Source organism: bacterium (genome assembly GCA_021372615.1).
GTDB lineage: Bacteria > Armatimonadota > Zipacnadia > Zipacnadales > UBA11051 > JAJFUB01.
This window is the reverse complement of sequence record JAJFUB010000008.1, coordinates 1-22220: the sequence shown is the minus strand read 5'-3', so window position 1 is coordinate 22220 and position 22220 is coordinate 1. Positions and strand designations below refer to the sequence as shown.

The 22220-nt window shown below is 68.5% G+C and carries 16 protein-coding genes; 10 read left to right on the top strand and 6 right to left on the bottom strand.

Going from position 1 to position 22220, the window contains the following annotated elements; genetic code table 11:
* Nucleotides 1-207 precede the first annotated feature (207 nt).
* The gene (gene miaB / locus LLH23_00650; protein ID MCE5236984.1) at nt 208-1551 is read right to left on the bottom strand and encodes a tRNA (N6-isopentenyl adenosine(37)-C2)-methylthiotransferase MiaB; all 1344 of its coding nucleotides are present in this window, start codon (nt 1549-1551) and stop codon (nt 208-210) included.
* Between the two features lie 163 nt (nt 1552-1714).
* Nucleotides 1715-3256 carry a GDSL-type esterase/lipase family protein gene (locus tag LLH23_00645; GenBank protein ID MCE5236983.1) on the bottom strand — a complete coding sequence of 514 codons (1542 nt, stop codon included), beginning with the start codon at nt 3254-3256 and terminating at the stop codon, nt 1715-1717.
* A 133-nt stretch (nt 3257-3389) separates the two neighbouring features.
* Here LLH23_00645 and LLH23_00640 point away from each other — a divergent pair, with 133 nt between their 5' ends.
* The 5 genes from LLH23_00640 to LLH23_00620 all read left to right on the top strand — a co-directional run bounded on the left by LLH23_00640 (nt 3390) and on the right by LLH23_00620 (nt 11413).
* Nucleotides 3390-6530 (top strand): heparinase II/III family protein, encoded by a 3141-nt coding sequence (locus LLH23_00640; GenBank protein MCE5236982.1) that lies wholly within the window; start codon nt 3390-3392, stop codon nt 6528-6530.
* Nucleotide 6531: 1 nt separating this feature from the next.
* The gene (locus LLH23_00635) at nt 6532-8850 is read left to right on the top strand and encodes an ATP-dependent RecD-like DNA helicase (protein MCE5236981.1); all 2319 of its coding nucleotides are present in this window, start codon (nt 6532-6534) and stop codon (nt 8848-8850) included.
* On the top strand, nt 8850-9872 hold the full coding sequence (locus tag LLH23_00630; GenBank protein MCE5236980.1) for a hypothetical protein: 1023 nt from the start codon (nt 8850-8852) through the stop codon (nt 9870-9872). Before LLH23_00635 ends, LLH23_00630 begins: the two co-directional genes overlap by 1 nt.
* Entirely contained in the window at nt 9872-10450 is a 579-nt protein-coding gene (locus LLH23_00625; protein ID MCE5236979.1) for an NUDIX hydrolase, read from the top strand. Before LLH23_00630 ends, LLH23_00625 begins: the two co-directional genes overlap by 1 nt.
* Before the next feature lie 147 nt (nt 10451-10597).
* Complete coding sequence (locus LLH23_00620) at nt 10598-11413, top strand: nucleotidyltransferase domain-containing protein (protein ID MCE5236978.1); 816 nt, start codon at nt 10598-10600, stop codon at nt 11411-11413.
* Here the strand turns inward: LLH23_00620 and LLH23_00615 are convergent.
* Complete coding sequence (locus LLH23_00615; protein ID MCE5236977.1) at nt 11408-12424, bottom strand: C45 family autoproteolytic acyltransferase/hydrolase; 1017 nt, start codon at nt 12422-12424, stop codon at nt 11408-11410. The two genes, LLH23_00620 and LLH23_00615, sit on opposite strands and share 6 nt — an antisense overlap.
* A gap of 230 nt (nt 12425-12654) precedes the next feature.
* Between LLH23_00615 and LLH23_00610 the strand changes: the two genes are divergently transcribed.
* Entirely contained in the window at nt 12655-13257 is a 603-nt protein-coding gene (locus LLH23_00610; GenBank protein ID MCE5236976.1) for a DUF1559 domain-containing protein, read from the top strand.
* A gap of 106 nt (nt 13258-13363) precedes the next feature.
* On the opposite strand, the gene LLH23_00605 is transcribed toward LLH23_00610, so the two are convergent.
* The 3 genes from LLH23_00605 to trpC all read right to left on the bottom strand — a co-directional run bounded on the left by LLH23_00605 (nt 13364) and on the right by trpC (nt 15073).
* The gene (locus LLH23_00605) at nt 13364-13492 is read right to left on the bottom strand and encodes a type II toxin-antitoxin system RelE/ParE family toxin (GenBank protein MCE5236975.1); all 129 of its coding nucleotides are present in this window, start codon (nt 13490-13492) and stop codon (nt 13364-13366) included.
* Nucleotides 13493-13630: 138 nt separating this feature from the next.
* Entirely contained in the window at nt 13631-14104 is a 474-nt protein-coding gene (locus tag LLH23_00600; protein MCE5236974.1) for a hypothetical protein, read from the bottom strand.
* 162 nt (nt 14105-14266) lie between these two features.
* Nucleotides 14267-15073: an indole-3-glycerol phosphate synthase TrpC gene (trpC, locus tag LLH23_00595; GenBank protein ID MCE5236973.1), complete on the bottom strand. Its 807-nt coding sequence runs from the start codon at nt 15071-15073 to the stop codon at nt 14267-14269.
* A gap of 126 nt (nt 15074-15199) precedes the next feature.
* Here trpC and LLH23_00590 point away from each other — a divergent pair, with 126 nt between their 5' ends.
* The 4 genes from LLH23_00590 to LLH23_00575 all read left to right on the top strand — a co-directional run.
* The gene (locus LLH23_00590) at nt 15200-16270 is read left to right on the top strand and encodes an LptF/LptG family permease (GenBank protein ID MCE5236972.1); all 1071 of its coding nucleotides are present in this window, start codon (nt 15200-15202) and stop codon (nt 16268-16270) included.
* An 81-nt stretch (nt 16271-16351) separates the two neighbouring features.
* Nucleotides 16352-18874: a hypothetical protein gene (locus LLH23_00585; GenBank protein ID MCE5236971.1), complete on the top strand. Its 2523-nt coding sequence runs from the start codon at nt 16352-16354 to the stop codon at nt 18872-18874.
* Nucleotides 18875-18963: 89 nt separating this feature from the next.
* On the top strand, nt 18964-20625 hold the full coding sequence (locus LLH23_00580; protein ID MCE5236970.1) for a hypothetical protein: 1662 nt from the start codon (nt 18964-18966) through the stop codon (nt 20623-20625).
* Between the two features lie 46 nt (nt 20626-20671).
* On the top strand, nt 20672-22220 hold a 1549-nt coding region (locus LLH23_00575), incomplete at its 3' end, for a heparinase II/III family protein (GenBank protein ID MCE5236969.1).

The window sequence follows — 22220 nt, the reverse complement described above, 5'->3', positions numbered from 1 at the left end:
CTCCCTGCAGGGAGGGGGTCGGGGGGTAGCACGACGTCCATCACCGCCACCAACGCGGCCTACCCCCGCCGCTGCGCGGCGACCCCTCCCTAAGGGGAGGGGTGGTGTCTTGCTCCCCCTCCCTGCAGGGAGGGGGTCGGGGGGTAGGACGACGTCCATCACCGCCACCAACGCGGCCTACCCCCGCCGCTGCGCGGCGACCCCTCCCTAAGGGGAGGGGTGAACGGCAACGGCGTCGGCCATCTCCCCCACAAATCCCCACAGGAAGCCCTCGCGCGCGGTCACGCGCACGCGCTGACCGATCAGGCGTGCTGGGCCATCGAAGACCATCAGCTTGTTCTGCCGGGTTCGTCCGCGCAGCTTCTCGGGGTGCTTGGCGTCGTGGCCCTCCACCAGCACCTCGAAGGTCTCCCCCACCTGCGCCTGGTTGATCGCCCGCGAGGTCTCGTTCTGCAGGGCCACCAGCCGCTCGAGCCGGTTCTGCTTGTCGGCCTCGCTGACCTTGTCTGCAAACCCCTCGGCGCGCGTGCCGGGGCGGTCGCTGTACTTGAACATGAAGGCCTGGTCGTAGCGGATCTCCGCGAAGGCCCGCAGCGTGCGCTCGAACTGCGCCTCGGTCTCGCCGGGGAAGCCGACCATCACGTCGGTCGTGATGGCCAGGCTCGGCATGGTCTCGCGGGCGCGGTCCACCAGGCCCTTGTAGTGGGCGTACGTATAGCCCCGGCCCATGCGGGCGAGCACCTCGTCATCACCTGCCTGGATCGGCAGGTGCAGGTGCTCGCAGGCCGTCGGCGTCTCCGCCATCGCCAGCAGTAGCGCCTCGGACAGGTCCTTGGGGTGGGAGGTGGTGAAACGCAGGCGCCAGAGGCCGTCAGTCTGACCGACGCGGCGCAGAAGCTCAGGGAAGCGCGTGGATGCGGACGTCCCGGACGCGTCGCGGTAGCTGTTCACGTTCTGCCCCAGGAGCATGACCTCGCGGTAGCCGTCCGCCACGAGTCCCCCGACTTCACGGAGGATCTCATCGGCCGGGCGACTGGTCTCGCGCCCCCGGGCATACGGCACGATGCAGTAGGTGCAGAAGTTGTCGCAACCGACGCTGATGTTGACGAAGGCCGAGACCCCCGGCGCGCGCACTGCCGGCAGGGACGCATCCGGACAGGCGCCGACGTCGGTGCTGACGGTGACACACGGGGCGGCCAGCGACCGTGCGACCGCCGCGCGGAGGTCGGCCAGGTTGCGGGGGCCGATGATGAGGTCCACATACGGTGCGCGGCGGCGGATCTCGTCCGCCTCGATCTGGGCGACGCAGCCACAGACGGCGATGACGAGGTCCGGGCGGCGCTCCTTCAGGCGGGCCAGCTCGCCGAGGCGGGAGTACACCTTGTGCTCGGGCTTCTCGCGCACCGCGCAGGTGTTGAGGACCGCGACACGGGCTTGCGCGGGGTCGGGAGTGGGCTGCAGGCCGAGAGCCTCGAGGACTCCCGCGATGGTCTGGGAGTCCCGCTCGTTCATCTGGCAGCCCATGGTGGCTATGTAGTACAGGTCAGGCACGGGGACAGTATAGCCGCGCGGGCACGGGGCGGCAACACACGCGCCGCGAGGCGTCTCTGTGGGGCGGGGGCTTGTACCCCGCCCATCCGTTCGGTCCATGCCATGCGGGGCGGGGTACAAGCCCCCGCCCTACAGAGACCCACGGGGCAACCGGCCCCAGAACCTACTTCCCCAGGTGCTTGAGGATCTCCAGCGCCAGCACGTGGTTGCCCTCCAGCGACAGGTGCACCCCGTCGGCCGTGAAGAGGGTGGGCTTGTTCGGCCAGTCGCGGGTCGGGGTGAAGACATCGACGTAGTCCGAGCCCGTCGCGGTGGCCACTTCCTGCGTCAGCTTCGTGAACTGCTCCATGACCTCGGGCTTGCCGAAGAGGCTGGCGCCGCGGCCGGCGGCGACGGCCCTGTCAGCGTTGGCCTTGGTGATCTCATAGACCGAGGAGGTCGGGGACAGCAGCGTGAACGGCGCCCCGCACTTCTCCTTCACCTTGGCGATGAACTCGGCGAACTGGCTCGTGTAGTCCTCTGGCTTGACGACCGGCTCGGTGAAGCCGGAGCCACTCGTGAGCTTGCTGTCATTGTGCCCCAGCATCATGAACACCCGCGTCGGCTTCGGGTCGAAGATGCCGCTGTAGGCCTCGAGCCGGTAGGTCCCGGCCTTGCCATTGAGGCGGTCCAGCGAGCGGGTAATGTAGTCTCCGCCCACCCCGGCGTTGCGGACGGTGAAGTCCTTGCCCTGGAAGGACCGCAGCCACCAGCCGACCTGGTCTACGTAGTTGAAGCCGCGCGAGAAGTCCGTGAGGCTATCGCCAAAGAACAGCCAGTGCTGCGGGAGCGCCCCGACCTTGGCCTGTTCGGCCGCCGCGGCGAACTGGTTCAGTAGCGCCTCCGGCACGACATCCAGGTACAGCGTGGCCATGGCGCCCAAGTCCTTCTGGACCACATCCACCCGCACCAGCTCCGGCGCGTCCGGCGCCTGGAGGCTCAGGTGCAGGCGCCCCTGGGCGTCGCTCGTGGCCGCCTCAGTGGTCGTGCCGGCAGTGGTGCGCTTGATGACGAGCACCGGCAGCGCCGCCGGCTGCCCCTCGCGCTCAACTTGCCAGTCGGCCGCTAGCTTGGCGCCGGTGCGCACCATTGCGTACGGCGAGGTCACGATCCGCCCCTGGGCCTGCCGCGCGATCTGCAGGTCGGCATCGTCGAGCACCGCCACGGCCTGCGGGCCCTCGATCTCGATGACGGGAGCGACGCGGATGACCGCATAGCTGGCGGGCGTGAAGGTGAAGGTGACCTGCTGCCACTGGTCGGTCAGCGCAGTGGGCTGCTCCTGCCAGACATACTGGTAGGGCGTCTTGCCCGGTTCCTCGGGGACATAGTTGATGACCCCGAGCTTCAGGTTGCCCGTGCCGCGGGCGAACACGCTGAAGCGACAGTCCAGCCCGGTCTGGGCCGGCAGCACCATGTTGAGGATGCGACCCCAGGTGCGGCCGCCCTTGTCAACGGCCTTGAGCTGGGCGGCACACTTGCCGCCGTGCACCAGGGCGGCGTCAGCCACGGAGGTCAGCTCGCCAGACCAGTACGAGGGGCAGGTCCAGTCGGCCGGCACACCCTTGGCGACGGCCTCGAAGCCGGTGTTGCGCAAAGCGGCCTGTTGGGCGCACAGGCAGGAGGTCAGCAGGAGGCAGCAGACGGCGACGAGGCAGCGAGGGCGCATGGCGGTTCTCCGGCACGGTAGGGTAATGGGGTGGTTCCCGCCGCCGGGGCGCTAGTCCTCCTCGGCGCGGCCACGCAGGAACTGGCCGGCGACCCGAGGAAGCGTTCGGCGAGTTCTCCTGGAAAGGCCAGCCATGATCCACCCTCTGCCCCTGATGGTTGCCGTCGTCATCGTGATCGGCATCGCCCTGCCTGCGTACGCCGTGCGCGATTTGGGCGGCTACTACACCGCCGAACGCATCACCAACCTGCGCGCCAACTGTGACAAGTACGACTGGGCCGCCAGCCAGCGTCAGGGCGCCATCTCCGCCGCCACGTACTGGGTCGGCAAGAGCGATGATGAGCTGTGGCGGATGATCCCCGGCCAGAAGCTGCCTCGCTGCATTGATGTGAGCATGTACAAGGGCCAGCGGCCGGGCTGCCCCAAGTGCGGGCAGCAGATCAACAAGTACGGCAACTACCCCTACAACATGGACCTGAGCCAGCCCTTCAAGCTGACCTGCCCCTCCTGCAAGGAAGTCTTCCCCAAGAACGACTTCGCGAAGTACTACGCGAGCGGGATAGACGAGACAGGCGTCTTCGACCCCGCGCAGGCCGACCGGAGCCTGCTGTTCAACAGCGAGCACCCCGACGCCAATGGCCCCCTGCGCACCTATGGCGTGGACGACGGCTACGGCTGGTTCGATGGCGAGGGTCACCGCTATCTCTTCGTGGCCTACTACGTCTGGCAATACTGGGGCAAGCTGACAGGGGCCGTGGACGCCGTCAGCAACGCGTACGTCTTCACCGGCGATCAGAAGTACGCGCACAAGGCGCTGGTGATGCTGGACCGCATCGCCGACGTGTACCCGGACTACGACTGGAAGACGTACTCGAAGATGGGCTACTACCACTCGGACGGGGGCGGCGGCCGGGGCAAGATCCAGGGCAGCATCTGGGAGACCGGCACCGTGACCAGCCTCGCCCGGGCGGTGGACCGCGTCCTGTCCGGCACGAAGGACGACCCCGCTCTGTACGCTTTCCTGGCCGAGAGGGCGAAGCAGTTCAAGCTCAAGCGCCCGAAGGGCACGCGCGAGCTGTTGGTGCAGAACCTGGACGACGGCATCCTGCGCGAGGGCGCCAAGGCCGTCTACGAGCACAACTGCAACGGCAATGAGGGCATGAACCAGACGACTCTGGCCACCTGCGCCATCGCTCTGGACACCAACCCCGAGACCGAGCAGTGGCTGGACTACCTCTTCGAGGCCAAAGGCGAGCACATCCCCACGGTCATCGTCGGCGGCATTGACCGGGACGGCGTCGGCGCCGAGGCCGCGCCCGGCTATGCCCTGAGCTGGGGCATCAACATCGGCAAGGTGGCCGACCTGCTGGCCGACTACGGCAAGTACACCAAGCATGACATCTACCGCGACTTCCCCCAGTTCAAGGCCACCTTCACCGCCGGCTGGCGCATCGCACTGCTGAACTACGCCACCCCCAACACCGGCGACACGGGCTCGTGCGGCAGCGTGGGCAAGGTGAACTGCGACCCGGAGTTCATCGTGCGGGGCTACCGCTACCTGCACGACCCGAAGCTGGGGCTGGCGGCGTACTACGCCAACGGCGAGAAGGCCGAGGGCCTGGGGCGCGACATCTTCAGCAGCGACCCGATGAAGATCGAGCGCGAGATCGCGGCCCTGGCCGAGCAGGCCCGGAACGAGGGCAACCCGTGGATCGGCGGGCATAACATGGCCGGCTACGGCCTGGCCTCCGTTGAGTACGGCTGGGGCAAGCCAGGAACGGGCCTGTGGTGCTACTACGGGCGCAACGGTGGCCACGGGCACCTGGACCGGCTGAACTGGGACATCTTCTACCGGGGCCTGTGCATGATGCCCGACCACGGCTACCCCGAGTACGCCACGAGCTGGCCCCATCGCCTGCTCGTGACCGACAACACCATCAGCCACAACACCGTGCTGGTGGACGAGCTGCCCCAGACGACAAACTGGGTCGGCTTCCCGGAGACCTACTGCCACGGGGAGAGCTTTGGGGCCCTGCGGGTTGACGGCGGCAGCGTGTATGCCGCCGCCGGCAAGTACCAGCGCACCCTCATGTTCGTGAAGCTCGGCGACGGCCAGGGCTACGCCCTCGACGTGTTCCGCGTCCAAGGCGGGAAGGACCACCTGTACTCCCTGCACGGCCCCCCCGGGGCCGTGACGGCCGAGGGGCTCAAGCTCGTCAAGCAGGAGCAGGGCACGTATGCGGGGCCGGACGTTCGGTACCGCAGCGCAGACAAGCGCGGGGCGCGCTACGGCTACTCGTGGGTCACGAACGTGGAGCGCGACGCCGCGCCGCCTGCGCAGTTCACCCTCGACTGGAAGGTCGAGAGCGGCTGGCGTGGGGTGCAGGTGGGTGACGACATCCACCTGCGGGTCCACAGCCTGACCCCGCTGTCGGATGTGGCCCTGGGGGACATGGAGCCGCCGCAGAACAAGACGGGCAATCCGCGGTGGCTGCGCTATCTGCTGGCCCATCGCGTTCTGGCCGGCGGGACGCCGGCACTGGGCGGAGGAGGGGCGGCGGGCGCGGGCGGGGCACAAGCCCCCGCCCTACAGAGTACCTTCGCCACCGTCGTCGAGCCCTACCGCGACCGGCCGGCCCTGGCCAAGGTCGAGCGGCTGAAGATCACTGCCGGCCCTGAGAGCGCCCAGGCGGTGGCGGTCAAGGTCACGCGCGCGGACGGGACGGTGGACTACCTCCTCGCCAGCGACGACGATGCCGCGGTCATCAAGACCGAGGGCGGGCCGGAGTTCAGCGGCGCGGTCGGGTGGCTGCATGTCAGGGACGGGAAGGTGCTGGACGCAGCGCTCTCGCGGGGCGGCCGCCTGAGCTTCGGTGACTTCACCCTTGCCCTGCCCGGCGCGGGCTATACGGGCAAGATCGTGAGGATGGACCAGGACATGGCGGGCCTGGGCGAAGTGTGGGTGGACGCGCCGCTGCCCGAGGGGACCGTCCTGCGCGGGCAGCAGCTCATCATCAGCAGCGACCGCGTGCGCAACGCCTGTTACGAGATCCAGAGCGTGACCAGGGACGGCGACCTGAGCAAGGTCAGCCTGGGTGAGGTGTGCTTCATCCGCGAGTTCAAGGACGCCCAGGACTACAGCAAGGGCTACAACTATGAGTTCGAAGAGGGCGCGCCCTTCATCATCCCGCACAACGTGTGCGTCACGCGGCTGAACGACAACACGTACAAGGTACGGCAGACCGTGAAAGCGGAGTTGACGGTGCCGAAGTAGCATGGACCTCCCCGACCTCGACCAGTTCCACGGCGCCATTACCAGCATCGTCTACCAGGATGCTGAGCGCGGCTTCGTGATCGCTGAGTTCACGCCCGAGGAGGGGAAGCCCCTCACCATCGTCGGCGTCATCCCCGGCGCCGTCGTGGGAGAGAACCTGCGCGTGCGGGGGCGATGGGAGAAGCACGCCAAGTACGGTCAGCAACTGCGCGTCGAGAGCTATGAACTCGTGCGGCCCTCCACGGCCCGCGGCATCATCGCCTACCTCAGCGGCGGGCTCGTGAAGGGCATCGGGCCCAAGCTCGCCAGCGCCCTCGTGCAGCACTTCGGCGAAGGGGTGCTGGACATCCTCGACCACCACCCCGAGCGCCTGCGCGAAGCCCCCGGCATCGGCCCCAAGAAGGCCGAGGCGCTCGCGGCGTCGTGGCAGGAGCACAAGGACGTCCACCGCATCATGCTCTTTCTGCAGGAGCATGGCGCCGGACCGACGCTGGCCTCGCGCATCTACGAGCGCTACCGCAGCAACGCCATGCACGTCATGGAGGCCGAACCGTACCGGCTGGCGCGCGAGGTGCGCGGCATTGGCTTCCACACCGCCGACCGCATGGCGCGCGCCGCCGGCATACATCAGGACGATCCCCAGCGCCTCATGGCTGGCGTCCTGCACGCCCTGACTGAGGCCGCCGGCGAGGGGCACTTCTACCTGCCGCGCGACCTGGTGCTGGCCGGAGCGCGGCAGGTGCTCCACGTGGACGACCAGCTCATCGATCTGGCGCTGGAGCAGTGCGTCCAGGCGGAGTATGTGGTGCAGGAGCGCGGGCTTTCCAGCCCGCAGCCCGACAGTCGCGGGCTGGAAAGCCTACGGTCCGATGCCTACTTTCTCCCCGAGGCTCTGCAGATCGAGAAGGAGCTGGCCGGGCTGTTGTTGCGGCTGGTGACCATGGAGGCGGCGTCGTGTGCAGACGCACAGCCCGCCCAGCGGAAGGCCACGTGCCGCAACACGCCGACCTGTGAGCAGCTCCAGGCCTGGCTGCAGCGCCGCGAGGCCATGGGGGCGCTGCCCCTGACCGACACACAGGCGGCGGCGGTCTGCACGGCCCTGCAGCACCCGGTCACGATCATCACCGGCGGCCCCGGCACCGGCAAGACGACCATCACGCGCGCCCTGGCCGACGCGGGGGTGGGGCTCAAGTGGCGGGTGGCGCTGTGCTCGCCCACGGGCCGGGCCGCCAAACGCCTCAGCCAGCTCTCCGGCCAGCCGGCCAGCACCATCCACCGTCTGCTCTCATGGGACCCGGGCGCGGGACGCTTCCGCTTCAACGGGGCTGAGCCGCTGCCGGTGGACCTGCTGATCGTGGACGAAGCCAGCATGGTGGATGCGCCGCTGGCGCGGGACCTGATGCGGGCGGTGCCGTCCGGCGCGCAGGTCGTGTTCATCGGCGACGCGGACCAACTCCCCAGCGTCGGGCCCGGCAACTTCTTGCATGATCTCATTGACAGCGAGCGCTTCCCGGTCGTGCGGCTCACCGAGATCTTCCGCCAGGCCGAGGGGGGCGAGATCGTCGCCCATGCCCATCTGATCCGCCAGGGCGAGATGCCCGACTTCGTGCGCGGGGCCAACTGGCACGGCGAGGACTGCGTGCTAATGGAGCGCGAGACGGCCGAGCAGGCCGCGCAGGCTGTCTTGCGGGTCGTGACCCGAAGCCTGCCCGGCCTCCAGTACGGCCTGGATGACATGCAGGTCATCACGCCGATGCACCGCGGGCCGGCGGGCGTAGCGGCGCTGAACGAGGCCCTCCAGCAGGCGCTCAACCCGCCGAGGCCCGGCCTCGCCGAGGCCCGCCGCGGCGACACGGTCTTCCGCGAGGGCGACCGGGTGCTGCAGACGGCCAATGACTACGACCGCAACGTCTTCAATGGCGACATCGGGCGCATCGAGCACATTGACGTGGCGAACAAGACGCTGACGGTGCGCTTCGACCAGGCGCCGGTGGCGTACGAGTTCTCGGCTCTGGATGAGCTGGAACTGGCCTATGCGCTGACGATCCACAAGGCGCAGGGCAGCGAGTACCCGGCAGTCGTCATGGTCATCCACAGCACCCACTACATCATGCTGCGACGCAACCTGTTCTACACGGCGCTGACGCGCGCGGAGAAGCTCGCGGTGATCGTCGGCGACCGCAAGGGCGTGTGGAAGGCGATCAAGACCGCCGGAGAGAACGAGCGCCTGACGCGGCTGGCGGAGCGCCTGCGGGGGGAGCTGCCGCACGAGGCCATTGCCGAACGACTGCACTTCGACGAAGCAGAGGATGAAGCTTGATGTGTGTTCTGGCTGCCGTCCTGGGAGACGAACCCGCCGCACCCATGCTGCTGGACATGCTTGCCCGCGAGGAGGGCCTCGGCGGCGGCTACTACACCGGCCTGGCGACCGTTCACGACGGGCAACTCCACTACGCCAAGATCGTGGGGGACGTGGCGCGGCTGCGGCGTGAGACCGATGCGGCCAGCCTGCCGGGCACGGTCGGCATCGCCCACAGCCGCACCCCCAGCGGCGGCGACCGCGAGTGGAGCCACCCCTTCGTCGGCCAGGGCGACACGATGGCCTATGTCGCCAACGGCGCGGAGGGGCGCTTCAAGGGCCAGACGGACTGGGTCGGCGCCGGGAATATGCTGCTGGAGCGCGGCTACAGCTTCCGCTCCGCGACTGCCGAGAGCGTCGGCCCGTATCCGGTGCTGAGCGACGGCGGGTGCGTCCACTTCAGCGAGATCATGTGCCTGCTCATCCAGGAGAACCTGCGGCAGGGGGGCGATCTGCTGGCGGCGGCGGCGCAGGCGTACCAGGACTGGCCTGCTGAGATCGTCGGCATGGCGCTCAGCGCCGACTGCGCCGACAGCTTCGTGGCGATGCGGATCAACCAGCCGCTGGTCATCGGCCGCGGCGGGGGAGCCGTGTGCGCGGCGACGACGACGCTCGCCTTCCCGCCCGGCATGGACTGGCGGCTGCCCATGCCCCCGAACGCCGCCGCGCGCGTCGGGCGTGACGGCACCCGCATCCTGCCCTTCACGCGGTACGTCCCCGCCGGCGACATGCCGTCCGTGGACGCGGTCCATGAGGCGATCGTGACCGTGCTGCGGCGCGAACCGCAGACCATCGGCGGCCTGTGCGGCGTGACGAGGCCCCTGTGGCCGGAGGAGCTGCTGGCCCAGCCGGCGATGCTGGTATATCAGACAGTGGCGGCGCTGGTGGAGGCGGGGCGGGCGGAGCTGGCGACCGAGACGGTGCCGGGGATGTTCGGCGAGGGCACGGCCCCGCGCACGACTGTGAGATGGGTGGGTGAATGATGGCGGACGAACCGCAGGCCTGTCAGTGTGAGCATTGCGCCACCTACGGACCGGAGCACGTGCCGGCGCGCTGCGCCATCTGCGGGTGGGAGGGCGAGTGCCCGAACTGCGGCGCGCCCGAGCACCGGGGCGAGACGCGCCTGATGGACTGGTCCAGCCGCAAGGTGACGGCCGACATCATCATCCCGAACCTGGACGGTCGGGTGCTGCTCATCCAGCGAGCCGGGCGCATGGCCGGCAAGTGGGCCATTCCGGGTGGCTACGTGAGCCGGGAGCACAGCCCGGCGGAGACGGCGATCAAGGAGGCGCAGGAGGAGGTGGGTCTGACGCCGCGCCTGGATCGGCAGTTCCACACCTATGGCGCGGTCGGCCGCGATCCGGGCGCGACCAACGTCACCGTCGTCTACCTCGCCTACCCGACCGCCGATGAGCCCGTCGCGAACCCCGAGGAAGTGCTGGCCCTGAAGTGGGCGGACGAGGCGACCGTGCGCGCGATGGACGCCGCCGGCGAGATTGCCTTCGACCATGGGCTGGTGCTGGCAGACTACTTCTATCTGCGCGGGATGCTGGAGCGCTGAGAGGGGGCCGTTGGAGCGCGGCTCTTCAGAGCCGCAGCCCGCGGGCAGCCGCAGCCAACGGGGCGGGCCAGGTGCCCGCCCCGCGTCCTTGCCGGAGGGCCGGGCTCGTTCTACAGGGAGGCAGTCACGCGCACAGGGGAGGCGACCATGGCCGGGATATTCACGCCACAGTACCGGCAGCATGTCCTGGAAGTGCTCCTGGCGGAGTTGGAGCAGGACCGGCGCATCGCCGCCGCCATTGTGGTCGGCTCAGGCGCCACCGGCTTCGCGGACGAGCACTCAGACATAGACCTGGCGGCGGTCGTGGCCGATGGGGTGCCCGTGAGCGAGGCGTGGGGTGACTGGCGACGCCGGATACGCGAACTGCTTCCGGTGTGGGCTTGCTCCGAAGTGGTGTACGGCCCGGAGAGCACCCTCCTGGTGCTGATGCTCGAAGGCTACCTGGAGGTGGACCTGGGCTTCGTCAGCACGGAGGAGGTGGCGGCACGACGGCCGAGGTGGAAAGTCGCCTTTGACCGGACTGGCCGCGTGGACGCTCTCATGCGCGAGAGCCTGCGCGAGGTCGAGCCGGTGGACCCCTCTGCGTTCCTGAGCCGGCGTCTCGACGGGATCTGGCACTATGTCCTCCGCGCGGCGGTGGCGCTGCAACGCGGGCAGCGGTGGTCGGCGATCCATGAACTGGACGTGATCCGCACGCGCGCCATCGAACTCGCCTGTCTGCGCAGCGGTCTGGACAGCCGCCACTTCCGGGCCGTCAACGAGCTGCCGGAGGAGACGCTGGCGGCACTGGAGAGCACACTGCCGGCGGGTACCTCGCCGGACGGCCTGGGGCGGGCCCTGCGCGCAGCGGCGGAGCTGTTCTTCAGCCAGGCGGAGGTCGTCGCTGGGGCGGAGGCTGCGCAAGCAGTGCGCTTGAGGGAGCTGATGCGCCAGTACCTCGATGCGGCCGGCGTCTCGTCATAGGCCCACCGTGACCGGCTCGACCTGTGCCGGATGGCCGGGCCACAGATGCATCGTGCGGGCCCGCAGGTCCATCACCTGCGAATAGGCCGTGATGAGCCCCGGCGTCTCGGGGCAGACCGGCCCCGGTTGGGCGATGCTGACCAGCAGCTCGTGCATCCCCGCCACTGACCCCTCGACCAGTCCCCTGTCCAGGGCCTGCACAATCCGCCCGTAGCGCGCGTACGCATTCTGCGTGTAGGCCGGCCCCGCGCCCCACGGCGCGGCCTCCGAGGTCATGAAGTTGGTCGCCCCCTGCCAGACACCGCCATGCGTGGACGGCACCTCACGCGGGGATAGCCCGGGCACGAACTCGTACAGCGCGCTGTCGCCTGTCTCATCGGCGAGGAGGATGTTGGCCGGCTTGCCCAGGAACGCGTGGGCCGCGAACAGCCGCCGCCCCTCGGCCACGGTGCGGCAGGTGTGCATGAGCCAGTGGAACAGGACCGGGCTGGGCAACCCCTCGCGGCCCTGTGCGTCGGCCGCGGCGCTGGCCCCGCCCCAGCCGAGGCCGAACTCATTGAGGCACGGCCCGGCCGCCAGGCCGACATAGGTGGTCTCGAGGGTGGCGGGCTGGCCGGGCGGGCGGCGCGTCTGGCATAGCTGCAGCGACAGTTCGTTCGGCCCCAGATCGCAGTTGCGCCCCAGCAGCGGCCCGCTGTCCGTCTCGCGCCTGAACACGACCGAGCAGCCGGTGTCCAGGAACAGGGGCACCTGGTTGAACAGGCGGTAGCCCAGGCCGACCTCCGGGGGCAGGTGCGCCCCCTCGGCCATGCCCAGGGCCTCCTCCAGCAGCTCAGGGCACTGCGCCCGCAGCAGCGCCTCCAGCCGTGCCAGCGCCGGGGCGTACCGCTCGCGCTCGGCCACCAGCCACGGCGCGAAGAGCTGCTGTGCCCGCGCGATCTCCTCGCGGAAGGCTTCGCCAAGCTGGCGGCCCATCTCCCGCCACGTGCCGTGTGTTTGGAGGGTGAGCATGGCGCACAGTTCGGCGCCAAGGAGGCGGGACCTGCGACGGGGCAATGCCTTCGGCTCATACCTGCGACGGGCCACGCCTTGTCACAGGTTATGCACCGACATGCCACATGACGGGCCATGATTGGCAAACTTGTGCCAGCTATCGTGCAGGAGTGTGAAGGGCGCTGCGCGAAGTGCTTAGGTAGGCGGATGCGTACGCCGCCGCCGCAACATCCGTTAAGGAGGCTGACATGACTCGTCGGGGGTTCACGCTTATCGAGTTGCTGGTCGTGATCGCGATCATTGCCATTCTGGCCGCGATCCTCTTTCCCGTCTTCGCCAAGGCCCGCGAGAAGGCGCGGCAATCGTCGTGTCTGAGCAACGCCAAGCAACTCGGTCTCGCCATCATGCAGTACACGCAGGACTACGACGAGATGTTGCCCGCCTCGTACTACCCTGGCAATCCCTCTAGCAGCAACGCCTGGTATGAGAAGATCGAGCCGTACCTCAAGAACACACAGGTCCTGCAATGCCCCAGTGCCGGGACTACCTACCCGGCCTACGGCTGGAACTACGACTACATCGGCTATGGCAGTAGCACCAGCATCACGGTCTACTCCATCGGCCAGATCACCAACCCCTCCGAGACGATCATGCTGGCCGACGCGGGCAACTACGTCATCTACAGTCCCACCCGGTACATGCCCAACTACCAGACGGACACGTTGTTCGCCTACAACTATGCTGGCGCACGCCACAACGAAGGGGCCAATATCGCGTGGTGTGACGGACACGCCAAGTGGCTGCACTGGAGCAAGTACCTGCTGTCGAACACGCTCTGGGATCGCAACTGAGGGGGCAACTGAGTCACACAGCAAGCAGCCCGCCGGTCACCCGGCGGGCTGTGGCGTTTCTGGAAGCGGAGCGGGCGAACGGCGCAGGCACGACCAGGGAGGCAGGCTAGCGCGTCATCCGTTCGAGTTGCTCGTAGGCATCGCGGCGGTTGGCGACGAGTAGCACCTTGACGACGCCCTGGTCATCCTTCATGTGGTAGATGATCCGGTAGTCCCCGACCCGCAAGCGATGCACACCACCAAAAGGCCCGTACGGGGCCGCGGCGCCGGGACCGTAGGCAACGGAACGTACGTCAAGCCCGGCACGACGGTTGGGGTGGCACGCCGATCAGCTTGTGCAGGAGCGCGCCGGCAGGCCCCATGCTCCCCGCGCTCACTGCGGTGGCTGCCGGTCGTGCACCACCAACCTGTCGAAGTCGGCCGGCCCGAGGGTCTCCAGCCTCCCGTCGGACCATACCGCGTTGCGCGCCCCGTGGTGGAACGGCGCGCGGTCCCACGCCAGCGGCCACACGTCCTTGACCGGTGTGCCTGACAGATCGGTGTTCCACACGTAGCTGCCATGCGCACCGGCGGCGTAGGTGTTGGTGGAGTTGTCGGGATCAGAGGGACAGCGGTTGACACAGGCGTTCTTGAGGTACGGCCACAGCGGCCCGGGCTCAGCGACACCGACATGGTAGAGCCGTCGCAGGCCCACTCGCATGGGGGAAGCAGTCCAGCGTCGCGCCATCCAGTCCCCCTCGACCGGCCGCGGCGGCAGACGGCCGTCCCAGTCCACACCGTAGGCAGCAGCGGCAGCCTGCAGCGCACGCAGGTTGTCCCGGCAGCACTCGAGGCGGGCTCTGTCCATGTGCGGCCTGAAGACCGTCGCAACCAGCCCCGCGTAGCCGGCGACGGCCAGCAGTAGTGCCCAGACGAGACCCCGTAGGACTGCTCTCACAGTGGCGCGAGAGGAGAGCCGCACCCGGACCACCTCCTAGTCGTCAAACGCGCCGGGCGGCCGATTGTTCCCTCACAACGCGCGGCGCCCCGGCGTCGCCGGCACGTCTATCAGCCTGCACAGGATGCTCCCGGGCTGGTCGTGCTTCATCAGCATCGTGCCGATAAGCACCGCATCCACCCCAGCCTGCGCCAGGCGCTCGATGTCCTCGCGGCCGTGGAGGCCGCTCTCGCTGACCAGGATCGTCTCCGGCGGCGCCAGCTTCGCCAGCTGCTCCGTCTGCACGAGGTCTATCTGCATCGTCTTGAGGTCGCGGTTGTTGATGCCGATGACCCGGGCTCCGACGGAGAGCGCCTTGTACATGTCGTCCCCGTCGTGCGTCTCCACCAGGGCCTCCATGCCCAGGTCGTGGGTGAGGTCCAGCAGGTCCTGGAGCTGGCTGATCTCCAGGATGGCGGCGATGAGCAGCACGGCGTCGGCGCGCCACAGCCGCGCCTGGAAGATCTGGTAGGGGTCGGTCAGGAAGTCCTTGCGCATCACCGGCAGGGCCATGTAGCTGCGGGCGCGGCGCAGGTAGAGCAGGGCGCCCTGGAAGTAGTCCTCCTCGGTGAGTACCGAGACGGCCGCCGCGCCGCCGCCCGCATAGTCCTGGGCCAGCGAGCGCGGGTCGAAGAGGTCGCGCAGCATCCCCGCCGACGGGCTGGCGCGCTTGATTTCGGCGATGACGCGGACGAACGGGCCGCGCAGCGCCCCTCGGAAGTTGCGGATGCGGTCCTCCAGGTCGGCCAGTTGGGCCCGCAACTCGGCCAGCGGCACCGCCGCCTTCTCCTCCTGCAGACGTTCCCGGCGTTTGGCGACGATCTCGTCGAGGATAGTCATAGGGCCTGATTATAGCAGATGGCGGCGGGTTGTCACCCGGCGGCGGCCGTGGCCCCGACAAAGGACCCGGGGCGCCGCGCGGCGAAGGAACCGCTCCCGCGCCCGGCGAGTCTGAGGATGACCAGGATGAAGATACTCGACCGCTACCTGTTCGCCGAGATGTTCTGGCCCTTCGTGGGTGGTCTGCTGACCTTCGCGGTGCTCATCACGGGCCACATGCTGTTCCTGGCGATCGAGATCCTGGTGGACCACCACGTGCCGCTGTGGGGCGTCGTGCGCTACATCGGCTACCAGTTGCCCGGCGCCACGATCATGGCTCTGCCCGTGGCGACCTTGTTGGCTGCGTCGCTGGCGCTGAACCGGCTGGCGCGGGATCACGAGATCATCGCGGTGCGCGCCGGCGGGGCCAGCCCGGTGCGGCTCCTTGCGCCGGCGGCCGTGCTGGGGCTGCTGGCGATGGGCCTCTCGGTCTGGCTGAGCGGCGCGGCCGCACCGAACGCCCGTCAGGCCTCCGAGGCCCTGCTGCGAGATGTGGTGCTGCAGCAGAAGACGCTGGTGTTCAAGCCGCATCAGTTCCTGGATACCGGGCGCGGGCTGGTGCTGTACGTGGAGGGTGTGGACGAGCGGCGGGACACGATCTACGGGGTCCACGGCTTCCTGCTGCGACCGGACGCTCCTCCGGCGCTGATGTGGGCGCCTGAGGCGCGGTTCGGGGCGACGACGCTGCAGGTGCCGACGCCCCGGTTCTATGCGCTCGACTCCACCGGCGGCCTCACCTGGGTCGACTCGGACTCGACGAGCATTGACCTGACGCACGTCGGCGGCGCCTCGTCCTTCCGCAGCAACCAGATGGAGGACCTGACGCTGGCCGAATTGCAGCAGCGACGGCGGCAGGCGGAGGCCGGGGGACGCGGGGCGGGGCGGTCGTACGTGGTGGAGATGCACTCGCGGCTGGCGATGGCGTTCTCGTGCGTGGTGTTCGCCTTCATCGCCGGCCCGGTGACGTGGCGCTTCGGTCGCGGCCAGAGCCTGGTGGGCGTGTTGGCCACGATCCTGGTGGTCTTCGTTTTCTACGTGACGATGCTGTGGACGAGAATGCTGGCGACGTCGGGCGCTATCCCGCCCCTGCTGGCCACCTGGGGACAGGACGCGCTGTTCCTGGGCGCGGCCCTGGTGGCCATCTGGAAGCAAAGGTAAGCCGCTCCGGGTCCGGGGACAGACCCGGCTACGCACATCGCAGCCCCGCATCGCAGTCCTCACCATCTATTGACCTGTTTCATGCACGACACTCAACGGCGGCAGCGCGGCTGTCTGTGGCTGGTCCGGTGGCTTCTGCCGCTCGGGCTGGCCTTCATGCTGCCGGCAGCCGGACTGGCCCAGGGGCAGTACGAGGCGGCGGTCGAGGCGATGGAACCGTCAGCCACCGCTCTGCCGTCCCTGACCAACCCGCTCGCGCCGCCGAGCTTCTGCCAGGCCCCCGCCGGCGCGGACAAGCAGCGCCTGCGCGCCGCGGCCCAGGTGGCCTCCCGACCGCCACCCCCTTCCCCCACCCCGGCGCCGTCCGGAACCCCGACGGCTCCCACCGGGACACCGACACCCTCCCCCGGCGGCCCACCGCCACCGGGAGGACCCCCCCCCGGCCCGGGGGCCGCGCCGGGGCCCAACCCCCTGCAGCCCACGCCGGCGACGTCGGACGGCAAGAAGCCCCTGCCCCTCGACAACCCCGAGCAGGTGCGCCTGCATGCCGACGCAGTGCGCTATGTGGACGGCGCGACCGAGGCCCAGGGCCATGTCGAGGTGCGCTACCAGGATATCACCGTCCAGAGCTTCGTCGGCCGACTGGACAAGGAACGGGTCTGGGGCACCTTCAGCGGCGACGTGCAGATGGCGGGCAAGCTGTACAGCGCCACCGCGGCCGAACTGCGCCTGAACCTGGAGACCGAGGAGTTCAGCGCCAGGCAGTCGGCGGCGAAGGTGGACCCCGACTACTTCCAGGGGCAGGTCGTGGCCCCCATGTATGTCCGCGCCGAGGAGGTGGTCGGGCAGCCCGACCGCGTAGTGGCGACAACCGGCGTCGGGACAAGCTGCGACATCTGGCCCGACCCGCACTGGATGCTGCGGTCGCGTCGCATCACCGTAGCGCCGGACGACTACGTCGTCTTCCAGCGCCCCGCGTTGTATCTCTACGGCCACCTGCTGATCCGTTACCCGTGGGACCTCCGGCTCTCGCTGCGGCGCCAGGACAACCGCTTCCTCCCGGAGGTCGGGCAGAACGACGTCGAGGGCTACTACGCCAAGTTCGCCTATGGCTACTCACTCAACGATGAGAACGCCGGGGTCCTCCGCCTGAACCTGACCCAGAAGCGCGGGATCGGGGTCGGCGTGGACCACACGCTCGACATCGGCAAGCAACATGCCGAGGTGTCGCTGTTTTCGGAGCCGTCGCAGGGCAGCTTCACCGGCAGGCTGGTGTACCGGGGGCAGTACAGCGACCCCCTCACCAGCACCATGAACATGAGCTTCCAGCAAAACAGCGCCTATGGCAGCACGTCGCAGTCTCTGTCGGGCGACCTGACGCTGCGCAACGACACGCGCCAGGCCCACACGTCGCTGAGCGTGCAGCACTCCGAACTGCTGTACGACGTGAGCGCCAGCCAGCGCTACTCGAGCACCTTCAGCCACCGGCAGCAGACGGGCGCCTCGGGCGACTGGGAGATCCGCGCCAGCTACCAGAGCTCGGCCTACACGACCCAGGAGGCGGCGAACCAGGAGCTCGAGACACAGTTCACCTGGCGCCGGGAGTTCCCGACCTTCAGCGCCAGCCTGTCGTCCAACCAGCGCTTCGACGTAGATGGCAACGCCTACACCGGCGATGACACCTACTATGGCCTCAGCCGGCTACCGGACCTGACCCTGACCACCGACGGCAACCGGATGAAGGGTCTGAGGCTGCTTGGCAGCAACCTCAATGCCACGGCCTACCTGGGGTACTTCGACCAGCAGCCGGACGACCTGCAGACCTACCGCACGGGCCTGGAGATCAGCCTGCCGGGGGTCACGCGGGAGTTCGGCAAGCGGGCCAGCCTGCGGACCGCGGCCCGCTTCCGCCAGATGCTCTATGAGGACGCCGCGCAGTGGATCGCCGACGCCCATATGGAGTACCGCCTGCAGCTTCCCAGCTACTGGCAGACGCGGCTGAACTTCTACTACAGCCACCCCGAGGGCTACTCACCGCTCCGCATTGACCTCGCGAGTCCGGCGTGTTCCCTGACCTTCGAGGCGGTGCGGCTCGTCACCGACCGGATGCGGGTGAGCCTCACCGGCGGGCGGGACATCGAGAACGGCTACTACCACGATGCGATGCTGCGTGGTGAGTTCCTGTTCTCGCCGCGCGACCGGGTCGAGCTACAGACCGGCTATAGCATCCAGAACTCCAAGTTCCGTCCCCTCAATCTGCGCTGGATCTTCGCCACCCGGCGTACCTGGTGGTCGTCCCTGACCGTCAACTACAACCTGGACGAGTCGGAGCTGACCAATGTGAGCCTCGATGCCGATTGGTCCCCCTCGGACAAGTGGCGCGTGCAGTTCCTGGGCGGCTACACCGGCTCGGGAGGGCTGGACCAGGCCGACATCCGCATCACCCGCGACCTGCACTGCATGCTTGCGCAACTGTACTACAGTAACACCACCGGCGAGATCCGCCTGGGGCTGGGCATCAAGGCCTTCCCCAGCTCCACCCGGACCTTCGGTGTGACCGGGACGGGTCAGTACTTCGAGAGCAACTTCGGGGACGCGTACTAGGCATTGGGGACTAGGCATTGGGGGTTGGGGACGGCAACGGCTGGGCACGGCAACGACCGGGGTCGGCACGGCCCGGGAGGAGTGACGCTATGCGCAGGTTGGCCATTGTGTTCGGGCTGCTGAGTGCTGTGGCGGCGGCCATCGCGGCGCCTGAGGCGCGGGTGCTGCCGCCGGGCAAGAAGCTCCTCGAGTGGGGCTGGGACGAGCCCGGCCCGGCGTTCATGCGCGAGCACTGCCAGGAGATGGACCGCCTCGGCTTCGATGGCGTCATCTTCCACGCCGACGCCGTGCGTGACGGCAAGCCGGTCAACTTCGCCTGGGCGTGCTGGAGCAAGACACGGTTCGAGTGGAGTGACCTGGCCGGGAGTCTGGCAGACCTGCAGGCCTGTCGCTTCGTGCGCATGACCGACAACTTCGTGCGGTTCAACGTCTGCCCGGGCGATGTGGACTGGTTCGACGACGCGGGCATGGCGACGGTGTGCAGCAACGCGAAGCTCGCGGCGCGACTGGCCAGGGAGGGCCGCTGCAAGGGCTTCATGTTCGATGTCGAGATGTACCACAAGGCCCTGTTCAACTACGCCGAGCAAAACAAGCTGCATCCGGGGAGCTTCGCGGAGTACGAGGCCAAGGTGCGGCAGCGCGGGCGCGAGTTCATGCAGGCCGTCAACAGCGAGTACCCCGACATCACCATGATGCTCACCTACGCCTACACGATCACCGGCACGGTCGCGAGCCGTCCCAAGGCCCCCTATGGCCTGCTCAAGAGCTTCCTGGATGGCATGTTCGAGGCCGCGGCGCCCAAGACGACCATCGTGGACGGCTATGAGGGCGCCTATGGCTTCCGCAAGCACAGCCAGTTCGAGCAGGCGCGGCAGGTCGTCCGCGAGAAGATGGCGCAGGTCACCGGCGTCCCGGAAGCCTACGCCCGGCACATCCAGGTGGCGTTCGGCATCTGGATGGACATGAACTTCCGCCGCTACGGCTGGCACACCAACGCCGCCGACTTCGACGCCAACTACTTCACCCCCGACGAGTTCGCCTACTCGGTCTTCAGCGGCCTGGACGTGACCGACCAGTACGTGTGGATCTACACCGAGAAGCCGCTGTGGTGGACGCACACGCGCGTGCCGTACGGCTACCGCAAGGCCCTGCGCGAGGCACGCCGCCCGCACGTGATAGAGGACAGCACGGTGGGCCTGCGGCAGATCAAGGGCGACCCCGGCCCGCCCGGCGGCGGCCCGTCCGCTGCCAGCCAGCCGGGCTACGACGATGAGAGCACCTTCGGCGACCTGAACGCCAAGTACAGCTTCGTGGCCGACCTGCCCCGGGAGTGGCGCTTCCGCCTGGACAAGGCGAATGTCGGCCTCAAGGAGCAGTGGTTCCTGCCAGCCACCGACCTCAAGGACTGGCAGGCGCTGCAGATCGGCAAGTTCTGGGACGAGCAGAAGGTCCAGTACGTCGGCTTCGCCTGGTACCGTCTGGACTGGGACACGCCGCAGTTCAGCGTCCCGCCGGGCAAGGACGCGTGGCTCTGGTTCGGGGCTGTGGACGAGGCGGCGTGGGTGTACGTGACCGGCGTGAAGGCTGGTGAGCACGACATCGGCGGCGACCAGGGCTGGGACAAGCGCTTCCCCATCAAGGTGACGGGGCTGCTGAAGCCCGGCGCGAGGAACACCATCGTCGTGCGCGTGGGCAACGAGGCCCTGGCGGGCGGCATCTGGAAGTCGGTGAAGCTGGCGGTGGGGAAGTAGGTACTCAGTAGACCAAAGGACGGCAAGAATGAGGTGGCTCTGGCTGATGGCAGCAGTAACCGCCGGGCTCGCACATGCCCAACCCGACGCCTCCTTCCTCGTCCCCCGCGAGGACTTCCTCCGCCGGCTTGACCTGACCCGGCCCGAACTGGCTGGGGTCAAGCAGGCCCTGGAGGCCAATGACCTGCCGCGAGCGGAGCGGGCCTTCATCGCCTACTGGCGCCAGCGGCCGCTGCAGTCGCCCTTCCTCACGGACTGGGAGGCCATCGCGCGCAAGGCGGATTACAAGAACGGCACCGCTGAGGCGGCCCTGGCCGGGCACTTCAACGATGGCTACAGCGTCTACGACGCCCCGCCCACCGGGATAGACTGGCACGACTGCCCGCTGTCGTGCGTCACCCGGATGCCCCTGCTCATCGCCCCGCGCTACAGTTACCACCACACCCGCGACCGCAGGTACCTGCGCTTCCTCGTGGACCACGTTCTCGGGTACATCGCGGCCTACCCCATCGCCGACTTCGTGGGCCAGTCCAGCAAGACCGGTTGGGTCAGCCACACCACCGTCGCCAAGCCCTGGTACTGGTGCATGTTGCCCGAGCGCTTCTGGGAGCTGTCCGATACGCTGCCCCTGATCCGCACTTCGCCGGACGTGACGGATGAGGAACTGCTCACGATCCTGCACCGGCTGTACCAGGAGTGCGGGTACATGGCCACCCAGATCCAGACATGGGTGGACATGCGGCACAACGGCGGCTGCGCCATGATCCGGGGGCTGGCGATGGCCGCGACCGTCCTGCAGGACTTCCCTCAGGCCCAGCGTTGGCTGGACTTCAGCGCCGAGCTGGCCGCCCAGTACATCACCCAGTCGTTCTACCCCGACGGCATGTGCGTGGAACTGACCACGGCGTACTCGATGGGGACCTCACGCGAGATGCAGGAGATGGCGTGGGGCCTGCGCGACCGGCCGGCCATCCAGGCGCTCAAGCCGCGGCTGGGGGCGATGGTGACGTGCCTGGCCGCGCTGAGCGACCCGACCGGCTGGCTACCGTCGTTCGGCGACCTGTACGCTGGCAAGGTGCAAGGCGCCCTCAACCCCGAGGTCGCTGCCTGGACGGACCTGCCGTGGGCGCCGACCGTGCTGGGCAAGGCGGCTGACCCTGTGCCGCCCTTCACGGTCTGGCCCGTGCCGGGGCAGGAGGCCTGGTGCGGCTACTACACCATGCGCAGCGACTGGACGCCGCAGGCCTGCTACATGGCGATTGACGGCGGGCCGTGGGGCACGACCCACTGCCATGGCGACCGTCTCAGCTTTGTCATCACGGCCCTGGGCGCCAAGTTCATCATTGACCCCTCCGGCACCCGCTATGCCGCCAACACCCCCGACTCGTTCATCTCGCGGCAGGGCTCCGGTTTCCTGCACAACACGATCACCGTAGACGGCGTGGACGAGTTCGTGGGCTCGATCCCGATGGAGTCGAAGGCCCCGCTGACGAACCGCTGGGAGCATGGCGACCACACCAGCCTCTTCGTCAGCAGCTACTCCTTCGCCCCGGTCAAGCCCGTCAGCTGGCAGCGACGCGTGTTGTTCGTGGACA

Coding starts and splice junctions, on each gene's coding strand:
- LLH23_00620 (MCE5236978.1), top strand. CDS start 10,598: ATGGCCGGGATATTCACGCCACAGTACCGGCAGCATGTCCTGGAAGTG.
- LLH23_00580 (MCE5236970.1), top strand. CDS start 18,964: ATGCGCAGGTTGGCCATTGTGTTCGGGCTGCTGAGTGCTGTGGCGGCG.
- LLH23_00640 (MCE5236982.1), top strand. CDS start 3,390: ATGATCCACCCTCTGCCCCTGATGGTTGCCGTCGTCATCGTGATCGGC.
- LLH23_00585 (MCE5236971.1), top strand. CDS start 16,352: ATGCACGACACTCAACGGCGGCAGCGCGGCTGTCTGTGGCTGGTCCGG.
- trpC (MCE5236973.1), bottom strand. CDS start 15,073: ATGACTATCCTCGACGAGATCGTCGCCAAACGCCGGGAACGTCTGCAG.
- LLH23_00645 (MCE5236983.1), bottom strand. CDS start 3,256: ATGCGCCCTCGCTGCCTCGTCGCCGTCTGCTGCCTCCTGCTGACCTCC.
- LLH23_00630 (MCE5236980.1), top strand. CDS start 8,850: ATGTGTGTTCTGGCTGCCGTCCTGGGAGACGAACCCGCCGCACCCATG.
- LLH23_00635 (MCE5236981.1), top strand. CDS start 6,532: ATGGACCTCCCCGACCTCGACCAGTTCCACGGCGCCATTACCAGCATC.
- LLH23_00610 (MCE5236976.1), top strand. CDS start 12,655: ATGACTCGTCGGGGGTTCACGCTTATCGAGTTGCTGGTCGTGATCGCG.
- LLH23_00590 (MCE5236972.1), top strand. CDS start 15,200: ATGAAGATACTCGACCGCTACCTGTTCGCCGAGATGTTCTGGCCCTTC.
- LLH23_00615 (MCE5236977.1), bottom strand. CDS start 12,424: ATGCTCACCCTCCAAACACACGGCACGTGGCGGGAGATGGGCCGCCAG.
- LLH23_00625 (MCE5236979.1), top strand. CDS start 9,872: ATGGCGGACGAACCGCAGGCCTGTCAGTGTGAGCATTGCGCCACCTAC.
- LLH23_00600 (MCE5236974.1), bottom strand. CDS start 14,104: ATGGACAGAGCCCGCCTCGAGTGCTGCCGGGACAACCTGCGTGCGCTG.